The organism is Miniimonas sp. S16 (assembly GCF_057748195.1).
Map to the genome: position 1 here is coordinate 2533102 of NZ_CM173242.1, position 24677 is coordinate 2557778.

21 protein-coding genes and 1 tRNA gene are annotated in these 24677 nt (G+C 73.7%); 8 read left to right on the forward strand and 14 right to left on the reverse strand.

Going from position 1 to position 24677, the window contains the following annotated elements; genetic code table 11:
• Positions 1–166 precede the first annotated feature (166 nt).
• The 6 genes from AC3AQ1_RS11065 to AC3AQ1_RS11090 form a co-directional block, all read right to left on the reverse strand.
• Positions 167–1864: an aminotransferase-like domain-containing protein gene (locus AC3AQ1_RS11065; protein WP_234417481.1), complete on the reverse strand. Its 1698-nt coding sequence runs from the start codon at positions 1862–1864 to the stop codon at positions 167–169.
• Positions 1861–3714 carry a dipeptide ABC transporter ATP-binding protein gene (locus tag AC3AQ1_RS11070; RefSeq protein ID WP_108719014.1) on the reverse strand — a complete coding sequence of 618 codons (1854 nt, stop codon included), beginning with the start codon at positions 3712–3714 and terminating at the stop codon, positions 1861–1863. Before AC3AQ1_RS11070 ends, AC3AQ1_RS11065 begins: the two co-directional genes overlap by 4 nt.
• Positions 3715–3728: 14 nt before the next feature.
• Complete coding sequence (locus tag AC3AQ1_RS11075; protein ID WP_108719015.1) at positions 3729–4601, reverse strand: ABC transporter permease; 873 nt, start codon at positions 4599–4601, stop codon at positions 3729–3731.
• Complete coding sequence (locus AC3AQ1_RS11080; protein ID WP_108719016.1) at positions 4598–5728, reverse strand: ABC transporter permease; 1131 nt, start codon at positions 5726–5728, stop codon at positions 4598–4600. Before AC3AQ1_RS11080 ends, AC3AQ1_RS11075 begins: the two co-directional genes overlap by 4 nt.
• 30 nt (positions 5729–5758) lie before the next feature.
• Positions 5759–7480, reverse strand: a complete 1722-nt coding sequence (locus AC3AQ1_RS11085) for an ABC transporter substrate-binding protein (protein ID WP_108719017.1) — start codon at positions 7478–7480, stop codon at positions 5759–5761.
• Positions 7481–7557: 77 nt separating this feature from the next.
• The gene (locus AC3AQ1_RS11090) at positions 7558–8955 is read right to left on the reverse strand and encodes an FAD-binding oxidoreductase (RefSeq protein ID WP_108719018.1); all 1398 of its coding nucleotides are present in this window, start codon (positions 8953–8955) and stop codon (positions 7558–7560) included.
• Positions 8956–9279: 324 nt separating this feature from the next.
• Here AC3AQ1_RS11090 and AC3AQ1_RS11095 point away from each other — a divergent pair, with 324 nt between their 5' ends.
• On the forward strand, positions 9280–9852 hold the full coding sequence (locus tag AC3AQ1_RS11095) for a GNAT family N-acetyltransferase (RefSeq protein ID WP_108719019.1): 573 nt from the start codon (positions 9280–9282) through the stop codon (positions 9850–9852).
• A 128-nt stretch (positions 9853–9980) separates the two neighbouring features.
• Here the strand turns inward: AC3AQ1_RS11095 and AC3AQ1_RS11100 are convergent, their stop codons facing one another.
• Positions 9981–11309, reverse strand: coding sequence for an MFS transporter (locus AC3AQ1_RS11100; RefSeq protein ID WP_199916468.1), 1329 nt, complete (start codon positions 11307–11309; stop codon positions 9981–9983).
• A gap of 51 nt (positions 11310–11360) precedes the next feature.
• Here AC3AQ1_RS11100 and AC3AQ1_RS11105 point away from each other — a divergent pair, with 51 nt between their 5' ends.
• Positions 11361–12635, forward strand: coding sequence for an MFS transporter (locus tag AC3AQ1_RS11105; RefSeq protein ID WP_199916469.1), 1275 nt, complete (start codon positions 11361–11363; stop codon positions 12633–12635).
• 18 nt (positions 12636–12653) lie between these two features.
• On the opposite strand, the gene AC3AQ1_RS11110 is transcribed toward AC3AQ1_RS11105, so the two are convergent.
• Both AC3AQ1_RS11110 and AC3AQ1_RS11115 read right to left on the reverse strand, forming a co-directional pair.
• Positions 12654–14666, reverse strand: a complete 2013-nt coding sequence (locus AC3AQ1_RS11110) for a S9 family peptidase (RefSeq protein ID WP_108719020.1) — start codon at positions 14664–14666, stop codon at positions 12654–12656.
• Positions 14663–15331 carry a copper resistance CopC family protein gene (locus AC3AQ1_RS11115; protein WP_159096519.1) on the reverse strand — a complete coding sequence of 223 codons (669 nt, stop codon included), beginning with the start codon at positions 15329–15331 and terminating at the stop codon, positions 14663–14665. Before AC3AQ1_RS11115 ends, AC3AQ1_RS11110 begins: the two co-directional genes overlap by 4 nt.
• A 108-nt stretch (positions 15332–15439) precedes the next feature.
• On the opposite strand from AC3AQ1_RS11115, the gene AC3AQ1_RS11120 reads away from it, so the two are divergent.
• Positions 15440–16297, forward strand: a complete 858-nt coding sequence (locus AC3AQ1_RS11120; RefSeq protein ID WP_108719021.1) for a formate/nitrite transporter family protein — start codon at positions 15440–15442, stop codon at positions 16295–16297.
• Between the two features lie 381 nt (positions 16298–16678).
• On the opposite strand, the gene AC3AQ1_RS11125 is transcribed toward AC3AQ1_RS11120, so the two are convergent.
• A tRNA-Pro gene (locus AC3AQ1_RS11125) sits at positions 16679–16752 on the reverse strand.
• Positions 16753–16962: 210 nt separating this feature from the next.
• Between AC3AQ1_RS11125 and AC3AQ1_RS11130 the strand changes: the two genes are divergently transcribed.
• Positions 16963–17403, forward strand: coding sequence for a methylglyoxal synthase (locus AC3AQ1_RS11130; protein ID WP_108719022.1), 441 nt, complete (start codon positions 16963–16965; stop codon positions 17401–17403).
• Positions 17404–17424: 21 nt separating this feature from the next.
• On the opposite strand, the gene AC3AQ1_RS11135 is transcribed toward AC3AQ1_RS11130, so the two are convergent.
• Together AC3AQ1_RS11135 and AC3AQ1_RS11140 are read right to left on the reverse strand one after the other, a co-directional pair.
• The gene (locus AC3AQ1_RS11135) at positions 17425–18372 is read right to left on the reverse strand and encodes a metallophosphoesterase (RefSeq protein WP_370445355.1); all 948 of its coding nucleotides are present in this window, start codon (positions 18370–18372) and stop codon (positions 17425–17427) included.
• Positions 18369–20903, reverse strand: a complete 2535-nt coding sequence (locus AC3AQ1_RS11140) for a transglycosylase domain-containing protein (protein ID WP_108719024.1) — start codon at positions 20901–20903, stop codon at positions 18369–18371. The genes AC3AQ1_RS11135 and AC3AQ1_RS11140 overlap by 4 nt, the downstream gene beginning before the upstream one ends.
• Positions 20904–21130: 227 nt before the next feature.
• On the opposite strand from AC3AQ1_RS11140, the gene AC3AQ1_RS11145 reads away from it, so the two are divergent.
• Genes AC3AQ1_RS11145 through AC3AQ1_RS11155 form a run of 3 tightly spaced genes read left to right on the forward strand, consistent with a single transcriptional unit; the run spans position 21131 to position 22187 of the window.
• A complete protein-coding gene (locus tag AC3AQ1_RS11145) occupies positions 21131–21475 on the forward strand; it encodes a WhiB family transcriptional regulator (protein ID WP_108719025.1) in 345 nt (114 codons plus the stop codon).
• Between the two features lie 29 nt (positions 21476–21504).
• Positions 21505–21666 (forward strand): Sp36 family protein, encoded by a 162-nt coding sequence (gene sp36 / locus AC3AQ1_RS11150; protein WP_139986575.1) that lies wholly within the window; start codon positions 21505–21507, stop codon positions 21664–21666.
• On the forward strand, positions 21666–22187 hold the full coding sequence (locus tag AC3AQ1_RS11155; RefSeq protein ID WP_108719026.1) for a RidA family protein: 522 nt from the start codon (positions 21666–21668) through the stop codon (positions 22185–22187). The genes sp36 and AC3AQ1_RS11155 overlap by 1 nt, the downstream gene beginning before the upstream one ends.
• A 100-nt stretch (positions 22188–22287) precedes the next feature.
• Here AC3AQ1_RS11155 and AC3AQ1_RS11160 read toward each other — a convergent pair whose 3' ends face one another.
• Positions 22288–22965, reverse strand: coding sequence for a Crp/Fnr family transcriptional regulator (locus AC3AQ1_RS11160; protein ID WP_199916470.1), 678 nt, complete (start codon positions 22963–22965; stop codon positions 22288–22290).
• Positions 22966–23084: 119 nt separating this feature from the next.
• Between AC3AQ1_RS11160 and nth the strand changes: the two genes are divergently transcribed.
• Entirely contained in the window at positions 23085–23708 is a 624-nt protein-coding gene (gene nth / locus AC3AQ1_RS11165; protein ID WP_108719027.1) for an endonuclease III, read from the forward strand.
• Positions 23709–23748: 40 nt separating this feature from the next.
• Here nth and AC3AQ1_RS11170 read toward each other — a convergent pair whose 3' ends face one another.
• Positions 23749–24639: an alpha/beta fold hydrolase gene (locus tag AC3AQ1_RS11170; protein WP_108719028.1), complete on the reverse strand. Its 891-nt coding sequence runs from the start codon at positions 24637–24639 to the stop codon at positions 23749–23751.
• Between the last annotated feature and the right edge of the window lie 38 nt (positions 24640–24677).

Genomic DNA, 24677 nt, shown 5'->3' on the forward strand with positions numbered 1-24677 from the left:
CCCTGGCGCCCGGCGTGTCGCGTGCGACGCGCCGAGGAGTGCAGGCGGTCGTCCGCAGTTGTGCGCGGTCGTCCGCAGGTCTGCTCGCGCCGCCCGACGGCGGCGGCCCGTCGCTGCTGCTGAGTCAGCGCCACCGCGCGACCGCGGTGCCCTCGGCGGCGGCCGGTCAGCGCTGCTGCTGCGCCAGCGCGCCGGACAGCCGGTGGCCGGCCTCACGCAGCCGCTCGGCGGACGTGTCCCCGAACGACAGCCGCAGGTGCCGGTCGGCGTCGGTGCCCGGCCCGGACGCGAAGAACGACCCGCGCTGGTAGAGCACGCCCGCCCGCGCGGCGTCCTCCGCGAGCCGGTCGGCGTCCACGGCGTCGTCGCGCAGCCGAGGCCACAGGAACAGTCCGCCCTCAGGCAGGTCGACGTCGAACGCTCCGGGTGCCGCCTCGGCCAGCGCACCCGCGAGGGCGTCGGACCGCTCGCGGTACAGCGCCCGCGCCCTCGTCAGCGTCTCGTCGAACAGCCCAGGCCGCGACGTCAGCAGCTCCGCGACCACGGCCTGGACGAACGTCGAGGAGTGGGAGTCCTGCCGCGCCCGCAGCGCCACGACGTCCGGAACGAGCCACTCCGGCAGCACGAGCCAGCCCAGTCGCAAGCCGGGGCCGAGCGTCTTGGTGAACGTGTTGACGTGTACCACCCACGGGGAGTGGTTGAACGGCTCGTCGCGCGGCCCGGCGTCGAGCCCCGCCCCCGACCTCGGCCGCTCCAGTTCGCCGTCCGGCGCCCGGAACCGCAGCTCCCGGTACGGGTTGTCCGCGAGCACCACGAACCCGTAGTGCTCGGCGAGTGCCACCAGTTCGCGGCGCTGCTCCAGCGGCAGCGTGCCCTGCGACGGGTTGTGGAAGTCGGGCACCGTGTAGAGCGCCGTCGGGCGGAGACCGCGCCGCAGCTGGTCCGCAAGGACGTCCACCCGAAGGCCCTCGCGCCCCACCGGGACGGGCGTGATGCGGGCGTCCGCGAGCTCCAGACCGCGCAGGAAGAGCGGGAAGATCGGGTTGTCCACCGCGATGAGGTCACCGCGCTCGAGGACCGTCTGGATCGTCAGGGCGAGCCCGTGGAAGCCGCCGTTCGTGATGACGATCCGCGCGGGGTCCACGCCCTCGCGCGTCGCGATCCAGGCGCGCAGCGCCGGGTCGCCCTCGGTGCGCGAGTACTGCAGTGCGGGCAGGCCGGGTCGCGCCAGTACGCGCGCCGTCGCCTCGGTGACCTCGGCCGCCGGCAGCACCGACGGGTCCGGCACCCCGCCCATCAGCTCGATCGCGTCCGGGACGCGATCGCGCAGCGTCGCGTCGCCGAAGCCCTTTGGCGCGGTGAACGCGCGCACGAGCGTCGTACGGTCCGGGCGCGAGGGAGCGCCCCCGACGGCGTGGCTCGCCTCGCCGCCGGACGTCGCCGCAGCGCTGGCCAGAGTGCCGGTCGCGGCGCCCGCCGCAGCGCCGGTCGCAGCGCTGGCCAGAGTGCCGGTCGCGGCGCCCGCCGCAGCGCCGGTCGCAGCGCTGGCCAGAGTGCCGGTCGCGGCGCCCGCCGCAGCACCGGAAGCACTGCCGGCCAGAGCGCCGGCCGCAGCACCGGAAGCACTGCCGGCCAGAGCGCCGGCCGCAGCACCGGAAGCACTGCCGGCCAGAGTGCCGGCCGCAGCACCGGAAGCACTGCCGGCCAGAGCGCCGGCCGCAGCACCGGTCGCAGTGCCGGCAAGAGCGCCGGCCGCAGCACCGGTCGCAGTGCCGGCAAGAGCGCCCGCCGCAGCACCGGTCGCACTGCTGGCCAGAGGGCCGGTCACAACTCCGGTCGCAGCCCGGGTCACGGTGGCGCTCACGCCAGCTCCTCCGCCCGAGGAACGGCGGCGAGCAGCGCGCGGGTGTACGCCTCGCGCGGCCCGGCGAACAGGTCCGCCGCGGAGCTCTGCTCCACGACCCGGCCGTTGCGCAGCACCGTGACGGTGTCCGCGAGCTGCCGCACGAGGCCCAGGTCGTGGGACACGAACAGGTAGGTCAGCCCGTGCTCGGCCTGCAGCCGCACGAGGACGTCGAGGATGTCGGCCTGCACGGAGACGTCGAGCGCGGAGGTCGGCTCGTCGAGCACCACGGTGTCCGGCCGCGTCACGAGCGCCCGCGCGATCGCGACGCGCTGGCGCTGCCCGCCGGACAGCTCGTGCGGCGACCGCGCGAGGAACGCGGCGCCGAGGCCGACGTCGTTCAGCGCGGCGACCACGAGGTCGGCCCGCTCGGACCGCCGCCCGACGCCGAACCGGTCGAGCGGCTCGCAGACGAGCCGCCCCACGCGCCACGTCGGGTCGAGCGACGTGAAGGGGTTCTGGTAGACGAGCTGCAGCTGGCGACGCAGGCCGCGCAGCGCACGCGGGGAGGTCGGCACGGGCTCGCCGTCGACGAGGATGCGCCCGGCGTCGGGCCGTTCGAGACCGAGCAGCATCCGCACGGCGGTCGTCTTGCCGGAGCCGGACTCACCCACGAGCGCGTGGGTCGTACCGGGCGCGACCGTGAACGTCACGTCCTCGGCCGCGACCACTCCGGCCCGCCCCGCGGCGCCACCGCCGAACGTGCGGTGCACGCCCTCGAACGCGATCCGCGGCGTCGCAGCGCGCGCGGTGCTCGCCCACGCCGCCGCCGAGGCGACGTCGCCGCTGGACCGGTGCTCGCCGTCGGGCGCGGCCTGGTCCGGCCGGTCCTCGGGCGCAGGCACGACGGCGTCGCGCACCTCGATCGAGGCGCGCAGCTCCCGCAGCCGGTCGGGGTTGAGAGCGGGGACGTCGGCGCGCAGCGCGCGGGCGTAGTCCGACGTCGGGGCGTGCAGCACCTGGCGGGCCGGGCCGGCCTCCTGGACCCGGCCGTCCCGCAGCACGACGATCTCCTCGGCCCGCTCGGCGGCGAGGGCGAGGTCGTGCGTGATGAGCAGCAGGCTCAGCTCGCGCGTGCGGCGCAGCTCTTCGAGAAGGTCGAGGATGCGGCGCTGGACGGTGACGTCGAGCGCGGAGGTCGGCTCGTCGGCGACGAGCACGCGCGGCTGGGGCAGCACCGCGAGCGCGATGAGGACGCGCTGCAGCATGCCGCCGGAGAGCTGGTGCGGGTAGGCGTCGTAGACGCGCTCGGGGTCGGGGAGTCCGACGTCGGCGAACGCCTCGAGCGCGAGCTCGCGCCGGCGCCCGGCGTCACGCTCGCCGAGCAGCGCCGCGGCCTCCTGCGCCTGGGCGCCGATCCGGCGGACGGGGTTGAGCGAGCTCGCGGGGTCCTGCGGCACGAACGCGAGGGTCCGCCCGCGCAGCGGCCGGAAGGCGCGGTCGGACAGCGCGAGCAGGTCGCGCCCGTCCACCTCGATCCGTCCCTGCGGCGTCGACGCCCCGCGGGGGAGCAGACGCAGCACCGACCGGGCGATCGTCGACTTGCCCGATCCCGACTCGCCGATGAGGGCGAGGCTCGTCCCGCGGCGCAGCGTGAGGTCGACCCCGGAGGCGACGCGCCGCGCGCCGTAGGCGACCGACAGGTCGTGCACCTGGAGGACCGGGGCGGGCTGGTCGGGGGCGGGCTGGTCGAGGGCGGGCGACGGCGGGGCCGTGGCCTCGGCGACCGTGGTGGCCGTCGTGCCGCCACCCACGGCGGCGTCGGCGCCGGCCCTGGCCGCGCCGGAGGATCGCAGTGCTTGCAGGGTCATCGGAGCTCCTGGGATCAGTCGGTCTTGCGCAGCCAGCGACTGACGCGGTTGAGGGCGAGCACGGTCGCGATGATGACGACGGCAGGCGTGTACACGAGCCACGGCGCCGTCGGGTAGTCCTTGCCCGCGGACACGAGCAGCCCCCAGTCCGAGGCGGGTGGCGGGTCGCCGTAGCCGAGGAACGCGAGCGAGGCGATGACGAGGATCGACACGCCGAACTGCAGCACCGCGAGCGCGACCACCGAGCGCGACGCGTTCGGCAGCACGTGCCGCGTGAGCACGTGCGTCGCGCTCCCGCCCTGCAGGTACGCGGCCTCGACGAACACGGACTGACGCGTCCGGATCGTCTCGGCACGCATGAGCCGGGCGAACACCGCGACGGCGGACACCCCGGTCGCGATCGCCGCGTTGATCGTCTGGAAGCCGAGCGCCGTGACGATCACGACGGCGAGCAGGAACCCGGGTATCGCGAGCAGCACGTCGACGAGCCGGCTGAGCGTGGAGTCCACCCAGCCGCCGATGAAGCCGGCGATCAGGCCGATCAGCCCGCCCACCAGCAGGCCGATCGCCACCGCGACGAGCGCGCTGAGCACGGAGGAGGACGAGCCGTAGACCACGCGTGTGAACACGTCGCGGCCGAGGTGGTCCGTGCCGAACCAGTGCGCGGCCGAGGGGCCGAGCAGCTTGTCGGCCGGCACGCCGTCGGCCGGGTCCTGGCTCGTCACCAGGCCCGGCGCCACCGACCACACGAGGACGACGGCGAGCACCGCGATCGAGACCAGCACGTCGACCGGGGGCCGCCGGCGGGCGACGGCGAGGCTCGCCGACGCGGGCGATCGGTCCCCGGCCGCGGCGCGGCGCGGGAGACGAAGCGAGACGACGGTCATGAGACCCGGACCCTCTCCTCGAGCGGTACCTCGATGGCGCTGTCGCCCACCGCCGCTAGCTGCTCGTCCGCCGCGAACGCGGCGAGGACGTCGGCGGACTCGAGCTCGCCGTCGGGCGTGCCGGCGGCGAGGCCGACCGAGCCGGCGCCGGCGGCCGCGCCGACCCCGGCGCCCGAACGCGCCGACCCGACGCGGCGCACCCGCGGGTCGAGCAGCGGGTAGAGAAGGTCGGCCGCGAGGTTCACGACGACGAACACGACGGCGGCTAGCGCCACCACCGCCTGCAGCACGGGCAGGTCCTGCGTGCTCACCGAGCGCTGCACGAGCGAGCCGATCCCGGTGCGACCGAAGATCGTCTCGGTGATGACCGCGCCGCCGAGCAGCTCCCCGACCGTGAGGGCGAGGACCGTGACGACCGGAAGCGAGGACGGCTTGAGCAGGTGCCGCAGGTAGAGGCGCGCCTCGCCGAGCCCGCGCGAGCGGGCCACGGACGTGTACTCCTGCTGGGCCTCGTGATCCAGGCCCGCGATGAGGACCTCCGCGAGCTGCGCCGACACCGGGATGCCGAGCGTGAGCGCCGCGAAGAACGTGGCCCACGCCGAGTCGGGCTCGATCACCCGGAATAGCCCGAGGTCGAACGCGAACACGTAGATGAGCACGAGCCCGATGACGAACGTCGGGACCGACAGGAAGAACGACGGCAGCGACCGCAGCAGGCTGCGCCCCGGCGCCCAGGGGAAGCGGTGCGCGCCGTAGGCGATCGCGCCGGCGAGCACGAGCGCGACGGCGAGCGCGCTGGCCGCGAGGACCAGCGTCGAGCCCACGACGTCCCCGACGAGCTGCGCGACCGGCAGGTTGGTGCGCATCGACACTCCGAGGTCGCCGACGAGGAACCGGGACAGCGCCTGCCACAGCTGCACGGCCACGGGCTGGTCGAGGCCGTAGTAGGAGACGATCCGGGCGATCTCCTCCTCGCTGAACCCGTTCTCCGGGTTGCGCAGCGTGCTCGTCACGGGGTCGCCCGGCAGCACGCTGATGGCGAGGAAGGTCACGACGTACGTGAGGAGCACGACGACGATCGCCTGGCCGGTGCGTCGGCCCGCGTAGGCGAGGTAGGGATGTCTCATGGCTGGTGTCCGCTCACTGTCCCGCCACGCTCACTGCTCGAGCCACGCGGCCGAGTAGTTGGCGTAGGCGATGCCGTTGTAGGTCACGCCGTGCAGCGCCGGGTTCCGGACGTAGATGCGCTGGACGATCTGGGTGAGCGGGACGAAGTAGCCCTGCTGCAGCACGTAGCCCTGCAGCTCGTCGACGGACGCCGCGCGGGAGTCGGTGTCGACGGCGCCCGCCACCTCGTCGCGCAGCCGGTTCAGCTCGGTGTCGGTCTCGCCCACGCCGAACCAGTCCTCGCCCTTGTTGGCGCTCGTGAGGATGCTCGCCACGGTGCCGACGTCGATGAAGCTGCGGGTGATCTCCGTCAGGGCGATCGGCGTCGTGTTCTTGATGACCTTCTCGCCGTACGTCACGACGTCGTACGCCTGGATGTCGACGGCGAAGCCGAGGTCGGTCAGCTGCTGCGCGACGAGCTCGTCCACCGCCTTCGAGGTCGCCAGGTACGGGTTCGGGTAGAGCGTGACCGCGAGCGGTGTGCCGTCCTTGCTGCGCACACCGTCCGACCCGAGCGTCCAGCCCGCCTCGTCCAGCAGCGAGGCGGCGAGGTCGGCGTCGTGGGCGAAGTCGGCCGAGTGGTCGGTCGCCTCGGGCACGTTGGACTGGATGAACGACTCGGCCGGGAGCCAGTCGGAGGTGTACACGGTGGAGAGGATCTCGTCCCGGTCGATCGCGTGCTGGAACGCCTGGCGGACCTTGGGATCGTCGAACGGCGCCACGGTCGCGTCGATCGCGTACCCGTTGACGAAGCCGAGGTAGCGCGGCGTCGCGATGACGAAGCCCTGCGCGGCGAGGCCGTCGAGCTCCTGCGGCGGGGCGTTGTAGGCGACGTCCGCCTGGCCCGAGGTGACCGAGGAGGTGCGCAGCGAGGACTCGGCGACGATCTTGTACGTGATGGTGTCCAGGTAGGCCGGCCCGGTGTGCTCGAGCGCCTCGGGGCCCCAGTCGTAGTCGTCGCGGCGCTCGAGGACCACGCTGTCGCCCTCCTTCCACGACTTCACGACGAACGGGCCGGAGCCGATGTCGTTGCCGAGGTCGGCCTGCTCCTCGCCCGACAGCGCGAGGGTCGTGGGCGAGATGAGGATCGAGCCGTGGTAACCGAGCGTCGGGATGAACCCGAGGGTCGGCGCGGAGAAGGTGACGACGACGGTGGAGGCGTCCTGCGCCGTCGCGCTCTGGTAGGTCTTGGGGAACAGGCCGATCGGGTTGATGCCCTTGTCGGGGTCGCCCTTGGCCCACACGTCGAGGTTCGCGACGACGGCGGCCGCGTCCACGGGGGTGCCGTCGGAGAACGTGACGCCGTCCCGCAGGTGCAGCGTGAACTGGGTGGCGTCCTCGTTCTGCTCCCAGCTCTCCGCGACCCAGGGGCTGACCTGGCCGGCGTCGTCGACGTAGACGAGCTTGTCGGTCACGTGCCCCCAGACCTGGCCCTGGAAGCTGGAGATGGCGCTGTTGTTGGGGATCCAGGTGTCGCCGAGGGAGTCGATGAGGAAGACGAGGTCGCCGCCCTGCTGCGGCTCGCCGCCGGCGGCGTCGGCCGACGCGTCGCCGGCCGATCCGGAGGATGCGGCGCCGGCATCGCCGGACGCGGTGGCGCACGCGGCGAGCAGGCCGGTGGCGGCGAGCGCGGCGACGGCGGTCGTGGCGAGTCCGCGCGCGCGTCGTCGCAGGGCGGTGAGGCGGGTCGGGCTGGCGGTGGTGCGGGACATGGGGTGCTCCGGGGGGTGACGGTGAGGCGGGGAGAACGAGCGGAAGGGCTGGGTCGGGCGGGCTGTCGGACGGACTCTCAGGCGGGCTGGAGGACGGGCGCGGGCAGCGCCTTGCCGGGGTTGAGGACGTGGTCGGGGTCGACGGCGTCCTTGATCGCGTGCGAGAGCCGCTGGACGCGGTCGTCGAGCTCGAGCGCCGCCCAGTCGAGCTTCACCGTGCCGATGCCGTGCTCGCCGGACACGGTGCCGCCGCGTGAGAGCGCGAACGCGACGAGGTCGGTCGCGGCGGCGCCGAGCGCGGGCGGCGCGGGCGTGCCCTCGAGGCCGGGCGGGATCGGGAGCTGCAAGAGCGGGTGCAGGTTGCCGTCGCCCGCGTGCGCGACGGCGGACACGCGCACGCCGTAGCGCGCCTCGAGCACCGGGAAGTAGTCGAACACCGCGGGCAGCGCCGATCGCGGCACCGCGATGTCCTCGCCGACGTACCAGGTCGGGGCGCCCTGGCCCAGCCCACGCCCGGACCGCCGCAGCTCCCACAGGAGCGGAGCCTCGCCGTCGGGCACGACGGCGACGCGCCCGCCCGCTGCGGTGAGCGCGGTGATGAGCTCGGCGGTCTGCTCGTCGATGCCGAAGCCGTCGAGCTCGACGAGCGCGAGCGACGCGCCCCGGCGGCGCAGGTCGGAGCCGGAGTGCGCGTCGATGTCGCGCAGCGTGGGCTCGTCGAGGAACTCCACGACGGCGGGGCGGACCCGCGAGGCGGTGATCGCGCCCAGGGCGCGCGCCCCCTCGCCCGTGGAGTCGAAGAACGCGGTGAGGGTGCGGCGGGCGACCGGGAGCGGCCGCAGCCGCAGCGTCGCGCCGACGACGATGCCGAGCACACCCTCGGAGCCGACGAACAGCGAGACCAGGTCCAGCCCGGTGACGCCCTTGATCGAGCGGTGGCCGACGTGCACGAGGGCGCCGTCGGGGAGCACGACGTCGAGCGCCAGGACCGACTCGCGCGTCACCCCGTACTTGGCGCACCGCAGGCCGCCGGCGTTGGTCGCGATGTTGCCGCCGAGCGTCGAGATCGCGTAGCTCGCGGGGTCCGGCGCGTAGAAGAGGCCGTACGGCGCGAGGGCCGTGTTGAGGTCGGCGTTGATGACGCCGGGCTCGACGACGGCGAGCTCGTCCGCGGGGGAGATCTCGACGATCCGGGTGAGGCGCTCGGTGGAGACGACGAGCTGGTCGGCTCCGGCGGACGCACCACCCGACAGGCCGGTGCCGGCACCCCGTGGGACGACGCTCACCCCGAGGTCGGCGGCCGTGCGCACCACGGCGGCCACCTCGGCGGCCGTGGCGGGGAGCGCGACGACCGGGCCGTGCTCCACCGGCGTGCGCCGGGTGCCCGCGTCGTAGGCGTACGGCGCGGTGGCGGCGGACGCGGGCAGCACCTCGAGCGCGGGGTGGGCCCGGGTGAGGGCGTCGATCAGCGACATGGTCGTTCTCCGGTTCGTGGGGTCCCGCCGTGGTCTCCGCGTCGACGTGCGAGCGGGGCACGTGCGGAACGTGACTGCCGGGACGGTAGAAAGCCGGCATGACGGCCCGATCCGCGGGCCGTCCGGGTCTCGCCATGCGGGACGGGCACCGGCGGACGGCGGGGTGCGCGACGACGGCGCCGGCGTCCGGTGACCACATGGTGAGACGTGCACACGGCCGTGCGGGACCGGTGGCTGAGCTGCCTACCGTGCCCCGCAGCGTGTCGGATCCCGATGGTCCGGCGACCGCGGGGCTCGGCCCCGCTCGAGGTGTGGAGGTCTGACATGACGGCAATCGCGGCGGACGACCTCGTGGCGGTGCGCACATCGGTGACGGATCCGCTCGTCGAGCCACTGCTGGCCGACCTGGCCCGGGAGTACCGCGCGCGGTACAGCGACGTGCTCACCGAAAACGACCTGCGCGGGGAGATGGCGCAGTATCCGCCCGAACAATTCCTGGCTCCCGGCGGCGTGCTTCTCGTGCTCGTGGAGGAGCGTGCCGGCAGGCGCGCGGTCGTGGCGGGCGGTGCGTTCCGGCGTCGCACCGAGCCGGAGGCGGGCGACGCCGCGAGGGCCCGCCCCGGGGCGCGCCGGGAGGACGGCACTCCGGCGGTCGCCACCGCCGAGCTCAAGCGCATCTGGACGCACCCGGAGCACCGCCGCCGCGGCCTGGCTCGTCGGGTGCTGGCCGAGCTGGAGCGCGACGCGTGGGCGGTGGGCTACCCCCGCATCTACCTCACGACGGGGCCGCGGCAGCCCGAGGCCGCCGCGCTCTACCGCCGCGCGGGCTACACGCCGCTCTTCGACGTCGAGCACCCGCCCACCGAGGGTCCGCTCGCGTTCGAGAAATGGCGCTGACGCGCGAGCACCTGCCGACCGAGGGCAGCTCGCGGTCGGGCCGCGGCGCTGACGCGCGAGCACCTGCCGACCGAGGGCAGCTCGCGGTCGGGCCGCGGCGCTGACCGGAACCGGAGCTCAGCCGGAGGTCAGCCGGCGGACCCGAACGCGAGCGCCGAGGTGCGGTCGCGTGCCGCGCCGAGCGAGGCGCGCCCGGTCGGCACCAGCACGGCCACGACAGTCGCCACGAGCGTGCCGACGCCGGCCACCACGAGCACGGTCTGCACGCTCCACACGTCGGCGAGCGGCCCGAACACCGCCATGCCCAGCGGCATCGCCACCGCCATCACGACGCCGAGGAAGCCGAACACGCGGCCCTGCCACTCCGGCTCCACGGTCTCCTGGACCACCGTCATGACGGGCGTGGTGAAGGCCGGGATCGCGACGCCGACGAGGAACATGCACAGGTAGAAGACGATCAACGACGGCGCGAGGCCCATCCCCACCGTCAGGAGGCCGAACGCGACGGAGGAGCCGAGCACCAGGGTCACCCGCGCGACCTTGTTGCCCCAGAAGCCGATCGTCGCGCCGGCGAGCATCATCCCGATCGAGAAGGACAGCTCCAGCACCGTGAGCTTCCACAGCTCCTCCCCGAAGGTCCGCACGATGAGCAGCGGCGTGAGGAACGACGGCGCCGCGGCCAGCACCATGACGACGGCGTTGAGCCCGAGCAGCCAGCGCACCAGCCGGTGGCCGTTGGTGTAGCGGACCCCGGCGACCAGGTCCGCGACGTAGCTGACCTGCTCGTCGCCCGCGCTGCGGACGACCTTCCCGACCGGCACGAGCGCGAGCAGGCCAATGCCGATGATCGCGGTCGCGACGTCGATGAAGAAGATCCGCTCGATGGGCATCGCGGCGTACAGCAGGGCAGCCACGGCCGGTGCGACGAGCATCATCCCGGCCTGGATCGACTGGTTGAGGCCGTTGATCCGCAGCAGCTGGTCCGGCGGCACGATCTGCGGGATCAGCGCGCCGACGGCGGGCGTCTGGATCCCGGCACCCGTGGAGCGCACGGCCATGGCGACGAAGATGAGCCAGATGTTCGTGCTGCCGTTCAGCATGAGCAGCGCGAGGACGAGCGTGGCCAGCGCGATCCCGGCGTCGGCTCCCATGGCGAGCAGCTTGCGGTTGTGCCGGTCCGCCCACACCCCGCCGAAGACCGAGACGATCGCCTGCGGCAGGAAGCCGAAGACGGTCGACAGCGCGAGCAGCGTGCCGTCCTTGGTCTCGAGCGTGATGTACCACATGACCGCGTACTGCACGAGCATCGAGCCGAACAGGGACACGGTCTGGCCGGACAGGAAGAACGTCACGTCGCGCCGCCACTGCGGCCAGTCCGCGTGGCTCGACGAGGCGTCGAGGTCGGCGGTGCCGTCGGGCCGGGTCATGGGGTCCATGGTGCGGTAGACCTGTGACATCGGGCGAACTCATTGCCGGGGCGAGAGGTTGCGGGCGGGCAGAATGACCGGGTGACGGACGTGACCGCCTGGACGGATGCCCCTGCCGTCCGCCGGGTCCAGCGGCGAACCCTGATCGCCCTCTCCCTCGCCCAGGTCGTCGGCTCGATCGGCGTCGGCGCGAGCCTCTCGGTCGGCGTGCTGCTCGCGGAGGAGGTGACGGCCTCACCGACGTGGGCGGGTGTCGCCCGCACGGCCTCGACCGTCGGCGCCGCGCTCGCCGCGCTCCCGCTCGCGATGCTCGCCGTGCGGGCCGGACGCCGCACCGCGCTCGCGACGGGCTGGGCCCTCGCCTCGCTCGGTGCCCTGGCGCTGGTCGGCGCCGGAACCTGGCTCAACGTGCCGCTGCTCGTGCTCGGCATGCTGCTGTTCGGCGTGGGCAGCGCGGTCGGGCTCCAGTCGCGGTTCGCCGGCACCGACGTCGAGCGGCCCGAGCACCGCTCGCGTGCGCTCGCGCTCGTCGTATGGGCCGGGACGGTGGGCTCGGTGCTCGGCCCGAACCTCGGCCGGCCGGGCGAGCTCCTGTCGGAGCGGCTGGGTACCCCGCACCTGGTCGGCGCGTTCGTGATCGCCGCCGTCGCGCTCGTGGCCGCGCTCGCCGTCGTGCTCGTCGGTCTGCGGCCCGACCCCATGCACGTCGCGGCGGCGAACGGCGTCCGGCCCGCGGCCGGTGCGCGCGGCTGGCGCGGGGTTCCGGAGGGTGTGCGGGAGATGCTCGCCGTCGAGCGCTCGCGTCACGCCCTGGTGGCGCTCGTGCTGGCGCACGCCGCGATGGTGCTGCTCATGACGATGACGCCGGTGCACATGCACGACCACGGGTGGACCGTGACCTTCGTCGGCCTGGTGATCAGCGGCCACGTGCTGGGGATGTACGCGTTCTCGCCGCTGGTCGGCATGCTCGCGGACCGGTTCGGTCGCGCCGTGAGCATCGCGCTCGGCGGGGTGATTCTGCTGGCGAGCGCCGCCGTCGCGATCCTCGCCTCGGGGTCCACCGTCGGGATCAGCGTCTCGCTGTTCCTGCTCGGCGTGGGCTGGTCGTGCGTCCTCATCCCCGCCGCGGCCGAGGTCTCGGACGGGGCGCCCGACGGCGTGCGCACCCTCGTGCAGGGCGCCTCCGACACGGTGATGAACGTCGTCGCCGCGGTCGCCGCCGGCCTGTCCGGACCGCTGATGGCGTGGGCCGGCTTCGGCCACCTGGCGTGGCTGGTCGGCGCCATGGCGTTCGGCGTGCTCTGGGCCGCGCGGGCGCTGCACCGGGCGGGGGAGGTTCGCGCCGAGGAAGGCTGAGTCGCCCTAGGCCCGACCTCAGCCCGCCGTCAGCGCCTCGGGCGCCCCAGCCAGGTGCTCGGCGACGAACGCCAGCTGCGCACGCACCTGGGCGATGCGCTCGTCGTCGGAGTAGGAGCCGTGCCCGGCCTCGAACCGGTAGACGGCGTGCGCGGGCGCGGCCGGCTCGGCGGCCGAGCGGGCGGCGAGCGCCGCGAGGTAGGTGTCGATCTGGCGGATCGGGCAGCGCGGGTCGTTCTCGCCCGCGAGCACGAGCACGGGGGCGCGGACCTGGTCGACGTAGGTGATCGGCGAGGAGACCCGGTACGCGTCCGGCACCTCCTGCGGCGACCCGCCGAACAGCGAGCGGTCGAACGCCTTGAGGCCCTCCATCTCGTCCTCGTACGCCTGCACGTAGTCCGCGACGGGCACGCCGGCGAGTCCGAGCGTCCACCGCTCGGGCTGCGTGCCGAGGCCGAGCAGCGTGAGGTACCCGCCCCACGACGCGCCCGACAGCACCGATCGTGCGGGGTCGAGCACGCCGTCGGCCACGAGTGCGGCGTGCACGGCGGCGACGTCGGCGAGCTCGGTGAACCCGACGCGCTCCTCGAGCGCGTCGCGCCAGGCGGAGCCGTAGCCGGTCGAGCCGCGGTAGTTCACGCACAGCACCGCGAAGCCGTGGTCGACCCAGGCGGCGAGGTCGGGCGCGAACGAGTCCGACTCGTGCCAGGTCGGCCCGCCGTGCACGTCGACGACGACGGGCAGCGGCTCGCCCTCGGGCGCGTCGGCGGGCCGGCGCAGCAGCGCGTGGATCCGGCCGCCGGGGCCGTCCACCCAGACGTCCTCGACCGGGACCGACGGCGGTGCGGCGGGACCGGGCGGGGTGACGAGCACGACGCCCTCCGGCCGGGCGGCTACGTCGTCGGCACGCTCGTCCGCTGACGCGCCCTGCGGCGCGAACGCCCGGATGCTGCGCGGCTGCGCCGCCGAGGACCACGCGGCCCACAGGCCGCCGTCGGGCCGCACGGTCGCGCCGCTCACGGTCCCGCTCGCGGGACCGACCGGCACGACGGCGCCGCTCGCCAGCTCGACCCGGTACAGCCGGGTGCGGGCCTCGTGGTCGACGGCGACGAGCAGTGCGCTCGCGTCGGGGTACCAGTCGGCGTCGGCGACGTCGCCCGGCAGTCCGAGGTCGATGCGGGTCTCCTCGCCCGTGCGCACGTCCCAGACCAGCAGGGCCGGGCTGCCCTCGCGCTCGTGCGTGACGAGCAGCCGCGGGTCGCCCGCGACGGGGGCGAAGGCGTTCGCACCGAGCCCACGGCCCGGCCCGTCGAAGAGCTCGGCGACGGCGTCCGCCCCGACGATCCGCTGGCCGTGCGCGCCGTACCGACGCGACTCCTCCTTCAGGCGCAGCACGCGCAGCGCCGGGTGGCGGGAGTCGCCGTGCTCGGAGTGCTCGACGGCGAGCAGGGTCGCGTCGTGCGACAGCGCGGCCGGACTCGCGTCCTCGGCGTGCGCGTAGACCTCGTGCGCGACGCCGTCGAGCACGACGTGGACGCGGCTGCCGTCGTCGTCGCTCGAGCCGACGACGACGCGCTCGCGCCCGCCGGGGCCGCCGAGCGTGCCGAGGAGAAGGCCCGCGGAGTAGGCGGGCGGCAGCGGGGTGGGCGTTTCGAGGCCCGCACCGGGTGCGGCGCCGAACGGCTGGCGCCGCCAGACGCCGCACTCGTCGCCGTCGGAGTCGTCGAACCACCAGACCCAGGCGCCGTCAGGGGAGATGGTCGCGTCGGTGGTGCCGGCGGGCCGGTCCGTCAGCGGGGTCAGCGTGCCGGTCGCGACGTCGAGCGAGTGCACCTGACGCACGCCGTCGGCCGGCGCGATCGCGACGGCGCGGCCGGGCGCGTGCTCGGCCCAGTCCGGCAGCGAGACGGTGGCGGCGCGGAAGCGGAGCTGCCAGGCCGGGCTGTCGATCGTGCTCTGCGAGAGGGTTTCGGACGTCTGCGAGAGGGTTTCTGACGTCTGCGAGGTTGCTCCCTCGCCCGGAGCGGTCACTCGCCGAGCCGCGAGCCGCGGCGCAGGCGCATGAGGACGGCGACGATCGACCCGACGATCCCGACCGCGATGACGCCGATCGCCCAGCCCGGCAGGCCCGAGACGCCCGACGGCGCGGGGCTCGCCGTCGACTCGGACGAGGTCGACGACTCGGCTGACGCGGTAGGCGAGGGCGCCTCGGTGGTGGGCGCCGCCGTCGTCGGCTCGATCGTGGGCGACGCGCTCGGCTCGGGCGTGGGCGAGGGCGCGGGGACGTCGAGCGTGAAGGCGGACGTGCCGTCGATGGGGTGACCGTCGGACGACGTCACCCGCCACGCGACGGCGTAGCTGCCTGAGGGGAGGTCTGCGGCGAGCGGGACGATCAGGTCCGTGCCCGAGACCTGCGGGTCACCGCTGCGCGCCTCACCGGCCGGACCCGTCACCGTGACCTCGACGCCGATCGGCGCGATCTCGTCGCTGTAGGACAGGACGAGCTGCGTCGGCGCGGTGGTGAGGGTCTCGCCGTCGGCGGGGGTGGAGGTGAGGAGGCGGTCGTGCGCCAGTGCCGGACCCGCGATCGCGCCCAGCAGGAGGACGAGAGCGGCGACGGCGCCGGCGCGCGTGAGCGGCCGCCTGCGGGCCGGGACGATCGAGTGGGACGTGGACGTGCGGGCGCGCAGGGGCACAGCGGTTCCTTCCGACGGGCTTCGGTCCCCATCGTACGAACCGGGAGGGCCGGATCCGGCCGTTCGGAACCCTGCCCGAACCGGGCACGGTGTGGGAACGTGAGCGCCATGGCGGACGCGGCTGGCCTCTTCCCGGGGAAGCAGTTCATCTCCACGGTGCTCGAGGCGCTCGACACGAAGACCGCGATGAGCGGCGAGATGGCCCGGCGCTACCTCATGCGCGCGGGCATGGCGGGCATCGTCATCGGGATCATGTACGGCACGAACTACGCCGTCATCGCGGCCTTCGGGAACGTCGGGCTGGGGGACTGGACCGCGATCGGGCGGATCGTCGGGGCGCTGCTGTTCGGGTTCGCGCTCGTCTTCATCTACTACAGCAAGTCCGAGCTGCTGACGTCGAACATGATGATCGTCGCGATCGGCGCCTACCACCACCGCACCAGCACGATGAAGGCCCTGCGGATCCTCGGCCTGTGCTACCTCGGGAACGCGCTCGGCGGGCTGCTCGTCGCGATCCTGTTGCGGTTCTCGACCGTCTCCTCGAGTGCGGTCGGGGACCAGATGAGCGCCGCCGTCGACCACAAGCTGTCGTACCTCTCCGAGGGCTTGGCGGGCTGGGGCGACCTGTTCGTGCGGGCCGTGCTGTGCAACTTCATGATCAACCTGGCGATGCTGCTGGTCTACAACGGCCTCATCAAGGAGGACGTGATGAAGAGCCTCGTGATGATCATGAGCGTCTTCATCTTCGCGTTCCTCGGGTTCGAGCACTCGGTCGCGAACACGGTGCTGTTCCTCATCGTGGGCCTGCGGGAGGGCATCGACGTGGGGCTCGCGCTGGGGAACATCGCGATCGCGCTGGCGGGCAACTTCGTGGGTGGTGGCCTGCTCATCGGGCTGTACTACGCGTACGTGAACGACGACGCGCGGTACCTGAGGCGGCAGGTCGGGCCGGACGACGCCGCTTGAGCGGCTCCGTCGCATCGCCTCGCGCCGCGAGCTCCGTTACGCAGGAGCGACCGGTCGTGACGGGAGAGCGACCGACCGAGCGGCGGCCATCGGCGTCGACAGCATCGGCGCAGGTCTGGGACATGCGCGTGCTCGCGTGATCCGGCTGAGTCGCTGTGACGAAGCGGCCCGTCGCTGTGGCGTCGTGCGGCGCGGCCTCAGCCGTCCCCGACAGCAGAACGGCCCGGTCGGCTGACGCCGGCGGGCCATTCCTGCTGTCGGGGTGACAGGAACCGTCGCAGCGACCGGCTCGTTCCTCGCCGGGCGCGGCTCCTCCCGGCATCTCGTCACCGTCGACATGACGAAGGCCCGTCGGCTGACGCCGACGGGCCTCTCGTCATGTCGGGGTGACAGGATTTGAACCTGCGACCTCTTCGTCCCGAACGAAGCGCGCTACCAAGCTGCGCCACACCCCGAACCCGCCTTGCGACGGGGGACGCGGCCCGCGAACGGGCCGCGGACCAGAATAGCCCGACTCCGGCCCGGATCACGAATCGGCGCGTCCTTCGGCGCGGTGACCGGCATCACGCCCGATCGTCACGTCGCCTTCACGCCCCTCACAGGCGACAGCCAGGTCGAGGCCGCACGGTGGAGTGGTCCAGATCCCCCACGGAACGAGGTGAGAGATGTCCGCCGTGCACCACATCGCGATGGTCGCCCACGACAACAAGAAGGTCGAGCTCCTGCGCTGGGCCGAGTTCAACCGGGGCACGCTCGCCCGGCACTTCCTGTACGCGACCGGCACCACCGGCACGATGCTCCAGTACGAGCTCGGCCTCCCGGTCACGCGGCTGCTGTCCGGCCCCGTCGGCGGGGATCAGCAGATCGGCGCGCGCATCGCGCAGGGCGAGATCGACATGCTGATCTTCTTCTGGGACCCGCTCGAGCCCCAGCCGCACGACCCGGACGTCAAGGCCCTGCTCCGGCTCGGCGCCGTCTGGAACGTGCCGATGGCCTGCAACGTGGCCACCGCCGACCTGCTGATCTCCTCGCCGATGCTCGAGGAGGAGTGGACGTCGCGCCCCGAGATCTCCGCGCGGGAGTGGGCGGGCGAGGTCGTCGGCTGAGCGCCGCCTGCGCGCCCGGCGTCAGTCCGCGGGCACGAGCTCCAGCAGCGTCGCCTCGGGCCGGCAGGCGAACCGCACCGGCGCGAACGGCGAGGTGCCCAGGCCCGCGCTGACGTGCAGCCAGTACGAGCCCTGCCCGCCGCGCGCGTCGGGTCGTGGCCCCGGCCAGCCGTGCAGGCCCTTGGCGCGCCCGCGGTCGAGGTCGCAGTTCGTGACCAGGGCGCCGTAGCCGGGGACGGCCAGCTGGCCGCCGTGCGTGTGGCCCGCGAGGACGAGCTCGGCGCCGTCGTGCCGCATCGCCTCGAGCACCCGACGGTACGGCGCGTGCGCCACGCCGACCCGCAGCGCACCCCGCGGCAGGGGAGCGCGGGCGGGGAACTCGTCGCGGTCCAGGTGCGGGTCGTCCACCCCGACGAGGTCGAGGTGGGTGTGCCGGGTGATCACGGCGTCGCGCCGGTTGGTGAGGTCCTTCCAGCCCGCCCGGCGCAGCTCGGCCGCGAGCTCACCCGCCGGGAGCACGCGCGACTCGGTGTCGCGCCGGCGCAGCGCGCGGGGGGTGTCCGCGTCGCGCGGGTCCTTGCGCAGGTAGCGCGACCACGACTTGGCGACGGGCGCGTAGTAGTCGTTCGAGCCGAGCACGAACGCCCCGGGCAGCGCCAGGAGCGGCTCGAGCGCGTGCAGCAGGGGAGGCAGCGCCTCGCGGTGCGCGAGGTTGTCGCCGGTGTCCACCACGACGTCGGGCTCGAGCGTCGCGAGGTCACGGACGAACGCGATCTTGTCCGTCTGCGACGGCACGAGGTGCAGGTCGGAGACGTGCAGGATGCGCACCGGTTCGGCGTCAGGGTCGAGCACCGGCACGACGGCGTGACGCACCGTGAAGGCGTGCGCCTCCAGCAGGGCGTAGGCGAACCCGGCCGCCGCACCCGCGGCGAGGACCGCCGTCGTGCGCAGCGCCGCTGACGTGCTCAGCCGTCCCCCCGGCCGCCACCGCCGCCGCCACCGCCACCGTTGCCGCCGCCACCGTTGCCGCCGCCGGTGTCGGCCGCGGGTGCGGTCTGCTGGGCGTTCGGGTCCGTGGTGGGGGTCTCCACGGGGGCGGGGCCGGAGCTCGGGTAGAGCGTGATCACCGAGCCCTTGGTCATCCGGCCCGTGCTCGACTGCGCACCGACGCTGCCCACCGCGATGTTGTCGCTAGGACGCTGTTCGCCGACCGTGACGGTGAACCCGGCGCCCTCGAGGATCGAGGTGGCGCGCGCGATCGACTGCCCGATCACGTTCGGGACGGCGATCCGGTCGCCCCAGATCTGCTTCTCCTGCGCCTCGGCGAAACCCTTCACCTCGAGGCCGTCCATGGCCTTCTTCATGTAGTCGCCCCAGATCGGCGCCGGGATGCGGCCACCGTAGATCTGGGAGTAGTAGCGCCCGTTGAGCACGGTGCGGGTCATCGGGATGTCGCCCTCGCTGTGACCCATCCACACGGCGGTGGACAGCTGCGGCGTGTACCCGACGAACCACGCGTTGTAGTCCTCGTTCGCGGTTCCGGTCTTGCCGGCCGCGGGACGCCCGATCTGTGCGCCTGTGGCGGTTCCGCTCGAGACGACGTTCTGCAGCGCGTACGTCACGCCGGCCGCGATGGTCGGGTCGATCGCCTGCGAGCACTGGGAGCCGGGGATCTCGAGCTGCGCCCCGTCGCGATCGGTGATCGAGGTGATCGACCGGGGCTCGCAGAAGACGCCGTTGGCGGCGTAGGTGGCGAACGCCGCGGACATCGTGAGGGGCGCGATGGTGTTCGAGCCGAGCGCCATCGAGGGGATGGCGAGGATGTCGGAGCCGGCCTGCGCCTCGTACAGCGACTCGACGTCCGTGCCACGCACGTCATTCGGGTCGATGGTCCCGGCGCCGACGTGCACGCCCATCGCGCTCGTGGTGTTGCGGACGGCGCACAGGTCGAGCTTGTTCGCCATGTAGGCGAACGCCGTGTTCACCGAGTTCTCGGTCGCCTGCAGCACGGTCATCTGACCGCCGCCCGGCTCGAGGTTCTTCGGCTCGTAGGTCGCGACAGACTCCGGGGAGCACGAGATGTTCCAGGTGTTGGCCGGGAACGTCTGGCCGTTCGCGGCGTTCACCGTCTCGTTGAGCGAGTGCCCGTCGATGAGCCACTGGGTGAGGATGAACGCCTTGAACGTCGATCCCGTCTGGAATCCCTGGCCGCCGCCGTACGCGGCGTCGACGTTGAAGTTGACCTTCGTGGCTCTCGGGTTCTCGGCCGTGGCGTCGCCGTAGGTGGTGTTCTGCACCATCGCGACGACGTTGCCCGTCCCCGGCTCGACCGTCACGATCGAGCCGGAGATGCCCTCCTCGCCCTTCTTGCTGATGTAGGAGGGGTCGTTCTCCGGGATCTGGGCCGTGAGCGAGTCGAACGCCTGCTGCTGACGCACCGGGTCGATCGTCGTCGTGATCGTGTAGCCGCCGCGCTGCAGCAGCTGGCGGGCCTCGTCGACGTCGTCGGACAGGTAGCCGTCGAGCAGCACGACCTTCGTCACGTACTCGCAGAAGTAGGCGCTGATGCCGGCGGTGGCGCACCCCACGGGGGTCGGCGTCACGTGCAGCATGTCGGCGACGGGGGTCGCGAGCGCCGTCGCGTACTCGTCGTCGGTGATGTAGCCCTGGGCGTGCATCTGGCCGAGCACCGTGTCGCGGCGGTTGGTCGCCTGCAGGTAGCCGTCGTCCGCGCCGCGCGTGGGGTCGTACAGGCCAGGGCTCTTGGTGACGCCCGCGACGAGCGCGGCCTCGGCCGGCGTCATGTCCTTCGCGCTGTGCCCGAAGTAGTACTGCGACGCGGCCTCGACGCCGTACAGGCGGCTCGCGCCGAACTGCGCGATGTTGAGGTAGCCCTGGAGGATCTCGTCCTTGGTGTAGACCTTCTCGAGCGAGATCGCGAGCTTCATCTCGCGCAGCTTGCGGTTGATGCCCTCGGCGCCGTCCGCCTCGCGGGCCGCCTCGATCGCCTCGTCGTCGCCCGAGACCACGCCGGCCTCGATGAGGACGTTCTTCACGTACTGCTGCGTCAGCGTCGACGCGCCCTGAATGTTGCCCTGGAGCGTCTGGAGCGCCGCCCGCATGAGACCCTCCGGGTCGACCCCCGAGTGCTCGTAGAACCGCTGGTCCTCCGTCGCGATCACCGCGTGCTGCATGTACGGCGAGATCTCCGTGAGCGGCACGACGATGCGGTTCTCCGCGAAGAACGTGGCCAGCGTGCTGCCATCGGAGGCCAGGACGCGCGACTGCTCCGACGGCGGCTGGATCTCCAGGTCGGTCGGGAGGTCGTCGAACAGCTGCTGCGCCGCGTTGGACGTGGTCCCGATCGCGGCGACCGCCGGCATCAGCAGTCCGGCGGAGAGCACTCCACCGACGGCGGCGAGCAGCAGGAAGGCCATGAGCAGGGCGATCGCCTGGAACACGTTGACACGGTGGCGGGGTGCGCGTGGGGCAGACGGCATGGCTCCCAGGGTACGTGGCGGGCCACGCACGCTTGTGGCGCGGCGGGTGCGGCGATGTGGCGATCCTGTGGCGATGCGAGCCCGCTGTGACGTGGGCCGCAGCGGGGTCCGGCCGGGGCCCGGCGTGTGTTCGAGAGGAGCCCGCCTGGCGCCTGCGCACGGGCCGGAGGTCCCAGGTGAGCGGTGCTCGGAGGGTGTTGGCTCGAACCGAGTTCGGGAGGACCGCGATGACGACGACGACACCCCACGGCGAGGTCGAGAGCTGGACCGCCGCCGCTGCGTGCGGCGGTGCGCGGCGCAGCGTCGATCCCGACGCGATGTTCGTCCGTGGCGCGGCTCAGCGCGATGCCCGGCAGGTGTGCTTCGCGTGCGTGGTGCGCACGACGTGCCTCGTCGAGGCGCTCGAGGCCGGCATGGAGTTCGGGGTCTGGGGAGGCCTCACCGAGCGGGAGCGGCGCGCGATGGTGCGCGCCGCCCCGATAGGGGTCGACTGGAGCGCTCGAGTCGCGGCCGACACCGCGCTGGCCGCCCGGTTCGAGGAGGAGTGGGCGAGCGCCACCGGCACCGACTAGGGGGCCTCGTCCTGCGTAGCATGGCCGCCATGACGACCTGGGAGTACGCGACCATCCCGCTCATCGTGCACAGCACGAAGCAGATCCTCGACCAGTGGGGCGCCGACGGGTGGGAGCTCGTCCAGGTCGTCCCCGGTCCCGGCGGCAACGGACTCGTCGCCTACCTCAAGCGCCCCACCGGTCAGAAGTGATGGGTTCCGACGCGTCGGCTGCGTCTCCAGCGTCGCCGTCCGAGCGCCTCGCCGCACTCGGCCTCGAGCTGCCCCCGGTCGCCGCGCCCGTCGCCGCCTACGTGCCCGCGGTGCGCAGCGGGAACCTCGTGCAGACCTCCGGCCAGCTGCCGTTCCGCGCCGGCGCGCTGCTCGCCGTCGGGAAGGTCGGGGACGCCGCCGAGCGCGGGGCTGGGCAGGGCACCGGCGACGGTCTGGTCTCCCCGGCGCTCGCCGCCGAGCTCGCGCAGGTCGCGGCGCTCAACGCGCTCGCCGCGGCCGCCGACGTCGCAGGTGGGCTCGACCGGCTCGCGCGCGTCGTGAAGGTCGTCGTCTTCGTCGCGTCCGCGCCGACGTTCACGGGCCAGCCGGCCGTCGCGAACGGCGCCAGCGAGCTTCTCGGCGCGGTACTGCCCGGCGGACACGCCCGCTCCGCCGTCGGCGTCGCGGTGCTGCCGCTGGACGCGCCCGTCGAGGTCGAGATCACGGTCGAGCTCGCCTGACGAGCTCGCCTGACGCGCGAGGCGCCCGACGGCGCAGCGCACCCGGGCGCCCAGGGTTCGTTCGCCGTCGCGCACCGTGGCGCGACGGCGAACTGCCGCGTCAGCGCGCGCGCTTCTCCAGGCGCTGCAGGTCCAGGAGCACGACCGCGCGCCCGTCGAGCTGGATCCAGCCGCGGCTGGAGAACTCGGCGAGGGACTTGTTCACGGTCTCGCGTGAGGCGCCGACGAGCTGCGCCAGCTCCTCCTGCGTGAGGTCGTGCGGGACCCGCACCCCGTTGGAGACGGGCCGGCCGAAGCGGGCCGCGAGGTCGAGCAGCGCCTTGGCGACGCGGCCGGGCACGTCGGAGAACACCAGGTCCGCGAGCGCGCTGTTGGTCCGCCGCAGCCGCTGGGCGAGCGAGCGCAGGAGCTGCCGGCCGAGCGCCGGGTGCTCCTCGAGCAGGCGGACGAACCGCGTGTGCTCGAGCTCGAGGAACGTGGTCGGCGCGAGGATCGTGGCCGTCGCGGTGCGCGGACCCGGGTCGTAGACCGAGAGCTCGCCCACGATCTCACCCGGCCCGAGCACGGCGAGCAGGCTCTCGCGCCCGTCCACCGCGGTGTGGCCGAGCTTCACCTTGCCCGCGAGGATGACCCAGAACCGGTCGCCCTGCTCTCCCTCGCGGAACAGCACGTCGCCACGCCGCACGTTGGTCGCGGTCATGGCGGCACGAACGGCGGCATAGGTCTCGTCGTCGAGGTCGGCGAAGAGGGGGACGGTCCGTACGACGTCATCGGTCACTGATGGCCTCCTGTCCTTCGCGGACAGTCTGCCACCCACGTCGTAGCGTGGAGGGCGTGAAGCCCAGCGCGCCGCCGACGAGTCCTGCCGAGGGTGCGGCGGGCGGCCCGGAGACGCGGATGGCGGACCCCGCCGTCGTGAACGCGCGACTCGCGCTGGCGCACCCCGACGCACGCTGCGCACTCGACCACGCCGACGCGTTCCAGCTGCTCGTCGCGACCGTGCTGTCCGCCCAGACCACCGACGAGCGCGTCAACACCGTCACCCCCGAGGTGTTCGGCCGCTGGCCGGACGCCGCGGCGCTCGCGACGGCGGACCTCGCCGCCCTCGAGGACGTGCTGCGTCCGCTCGGCTTCTTCCGCGCGAAGGCGCGGTCGCTGGTCGGCCTCGCCCAGGGCCTCGTGCGCGACCACGACGGCGAGGTGCCGCCCGACCTAGACGCGCTCGTCGCGCTCCCGGGCGTCGGGCGCAAGACGGCGAACGTCGTGCTCGGCAACGCGTTCGGCATCTCCGGCATCACGGTCGACACGCACGTGGGACGCCTCGCGCGGCGGCTGGGGTGGACGACGCAGACCGACCCCGTGCGGGCGGAGGCCGACATCGCGGCGCTCGTGCCGCCGTCGGAGTGGGTCATGCTCTGCCACCGGCTGATCTTTCACGGGCGGCGCGTGTGCCACGCGCGGCGGCCCGCGTGCGGGGAGTGCGTGCTCGCGGACGTCTGCCCGTCGGCGTTCGCCGTGTGAGCCGTGTGCCCACATCCGAACCGGACGCGGCGACGGCGCCTCAGAGCGGCGCGAGGAACTCCAGCAGGTGGTGCGTCACGGCCTCCGGCGCCTCCTCGGGCAGGAAGTGCCCGGCGCCCGGCGCGATGCGCAGCTCGTGCGGCCCCGACACGTACGCGGCGTCGTAGCGCCGGCCCGACGCCGGCAGGCAGCGGTCGGCGCTGCCGTGCAGCCCCAGCACCGGGACGGTGATGTCCTCGCGCAGCGCCGCGAGGTAGCGCTGGCCGGCGGGACGCGGGCTCGAGCGGACCTGCCACCGCGCCTGCTCCATGACGTGGTGGGCCGCGGCGGGCTGGCGCATCGCGTCGGCGTAGAGACCTGCCGCCTCGCAGTGCCAGCCGGGGGCGCCCCAGGCGCGCAGCAGGTGACCGACCCAGTCCGCCCGCAGGCGGCGCTCGGGCAGGGAGGGCAGCTGCGCGAACGCGAGGGCGGCGAGCGTGCCGGTCGGGACGCTGCGGGACTGCCGCAGCCGCAGCGGGTGCGGGCTCGACAGCGTCGCGATCGCCCGCGTCACGCGCGGTGCGAGCGCCGGCATCGACCAGGCGATCTGGGCCCCGTAGCCGTGCCCGACCACGACGGCGAAGCTCGCCCCGAGCGAGCGGATGACACCCGAGACGTCGGTCGCCAGGGCAAGGGCGTCGTGTCCGCGCGGCGGCTTGTCGGAGCTGCCGAAGCCGCGCAGGTCCATCGCGGCGACGCGGTACCCCGCGTCGGCGAGTGCGGGGATCTGCGCACGCCACGCGTACCAGGTCTGCGGGAAGCCGTGCAGCAGCACCACCAGGGGCGCGTCCTCGTCCCCGGCGACGGCGACGTGGAAGCGCGCTCCGTTCGCGGAGACGAACCGGTGCTCCCACGGTCCGGCGACGAGCAGGCTTGCCGGGTCCACCTTCACGCCACGAGGCTACCGGGCCGTAGGATCCGGAGACCGAC

Excerpts from the sequence above, each read along its gene's own strand:
- AC3AQ1_RS11070 (WP_108719014.1), bottom strand. The coding sequence starts at position 3,714 with ATGACCCTGCAAGCACTGCGATCCTCCGGCGCGGCCAGGGCCGGCGCC.
- AC3AQ1_RS11075 (WP_108719015.1), bottom strand. The coding sequence starts at position 4,601 with ATGACCGTCGTCTCGCTTCGTCTCCCGCGCCGCGCCGCGGCCGGGGAC.
- AC3AQ1_RS11080 (WP_108719016.1), bottom strand. The coding sequence starts at position 5,728 with ATGAGACATCCCTACCTCGCCTACGCGGGCCGACGCACCGGCCAGGCG.
- AC3AQ1_RS11085 (WP_108719017.1), bottom strand. The coding sequence starts at position 7,480 with ATGTCCCGCACCACCGCCAGCCCGACCCGCCTCACCGCCCTGCGACGA.
- AC3AQ1_RS11090 (WP_108719018.1), bottom strand. The coding sequence starts at position 8,955 with ATGTCGCTGATCGACGCCCTCACCCGGGCCCACCCCGCGCTCGAGGTG.
- AC3AQ1_RS11095 (WP_108719019.1), top strand. The coding sequence starts at position 9,280 with ATGACGGCAATCGCGGCGGACGACCTCGTGGCGGTGCGCACATCGGTG.
- AC3AQ1_RS11100 (WP_199916468.1), bottom strand. The coding sequence starts at position 11,309 with ATGTCACAGGTCTACCGCACCATGGACCCCATGACCCGGCCCGACGGC.
- AC3AQ1_RS11120 (WP_108719021.1), top strand. The coding sequence starts at position 15,440 with ATGGCGGACGCGGCTGGCCTCTTCCCGGGGAAGCAGTTCATCTCCACG.
- AC3AQ1_RS11130 (WP_108719022.1), top strand. The coding sequence starts at position 16,963 with ATGTCCGCCGTGCACCACATCGCGATGGTCGCCCACGACAACAAGAAG.
- AC3AQ1_RS11140 (WP_108719024.1), bottom strand. The coding sequence starts at position 20,903 with ATGCCGTCTGCCCCACGCGCACCCCGCCACCGTGTCAACGTGTTCCAG.
- AC3AQ1_RS11145 (WP_108719025.1), top strand. The coding sequence starts at position 21,131 with ATGACGACGACGACACCCCACGGCGAGGTCGAGAGCTGGACCGCCGCC.
- sp36 (WP_139986575.1), top strand. The coding sequence starts at position 21,505 with ATGACGACCTGGGAGTACGCGACCATCCCGCTCATCGTGCACAGCACG.
- AC3AQ1_RS11155 (WP_108719026.1), top strand. The coding sequence starts at position 21,666 with ATGGGTTCCGACGCGTCGGCTGCGTCTCCAGCGTCGCCGTCCGAGCGC.
- nth (WP_108719027.1), top strand. The coding sequence starts at position 23,085 with ATGGCGGACCCCGCCGTCGTGAACGCGCGACTCGCGCTGGCGCACCCC.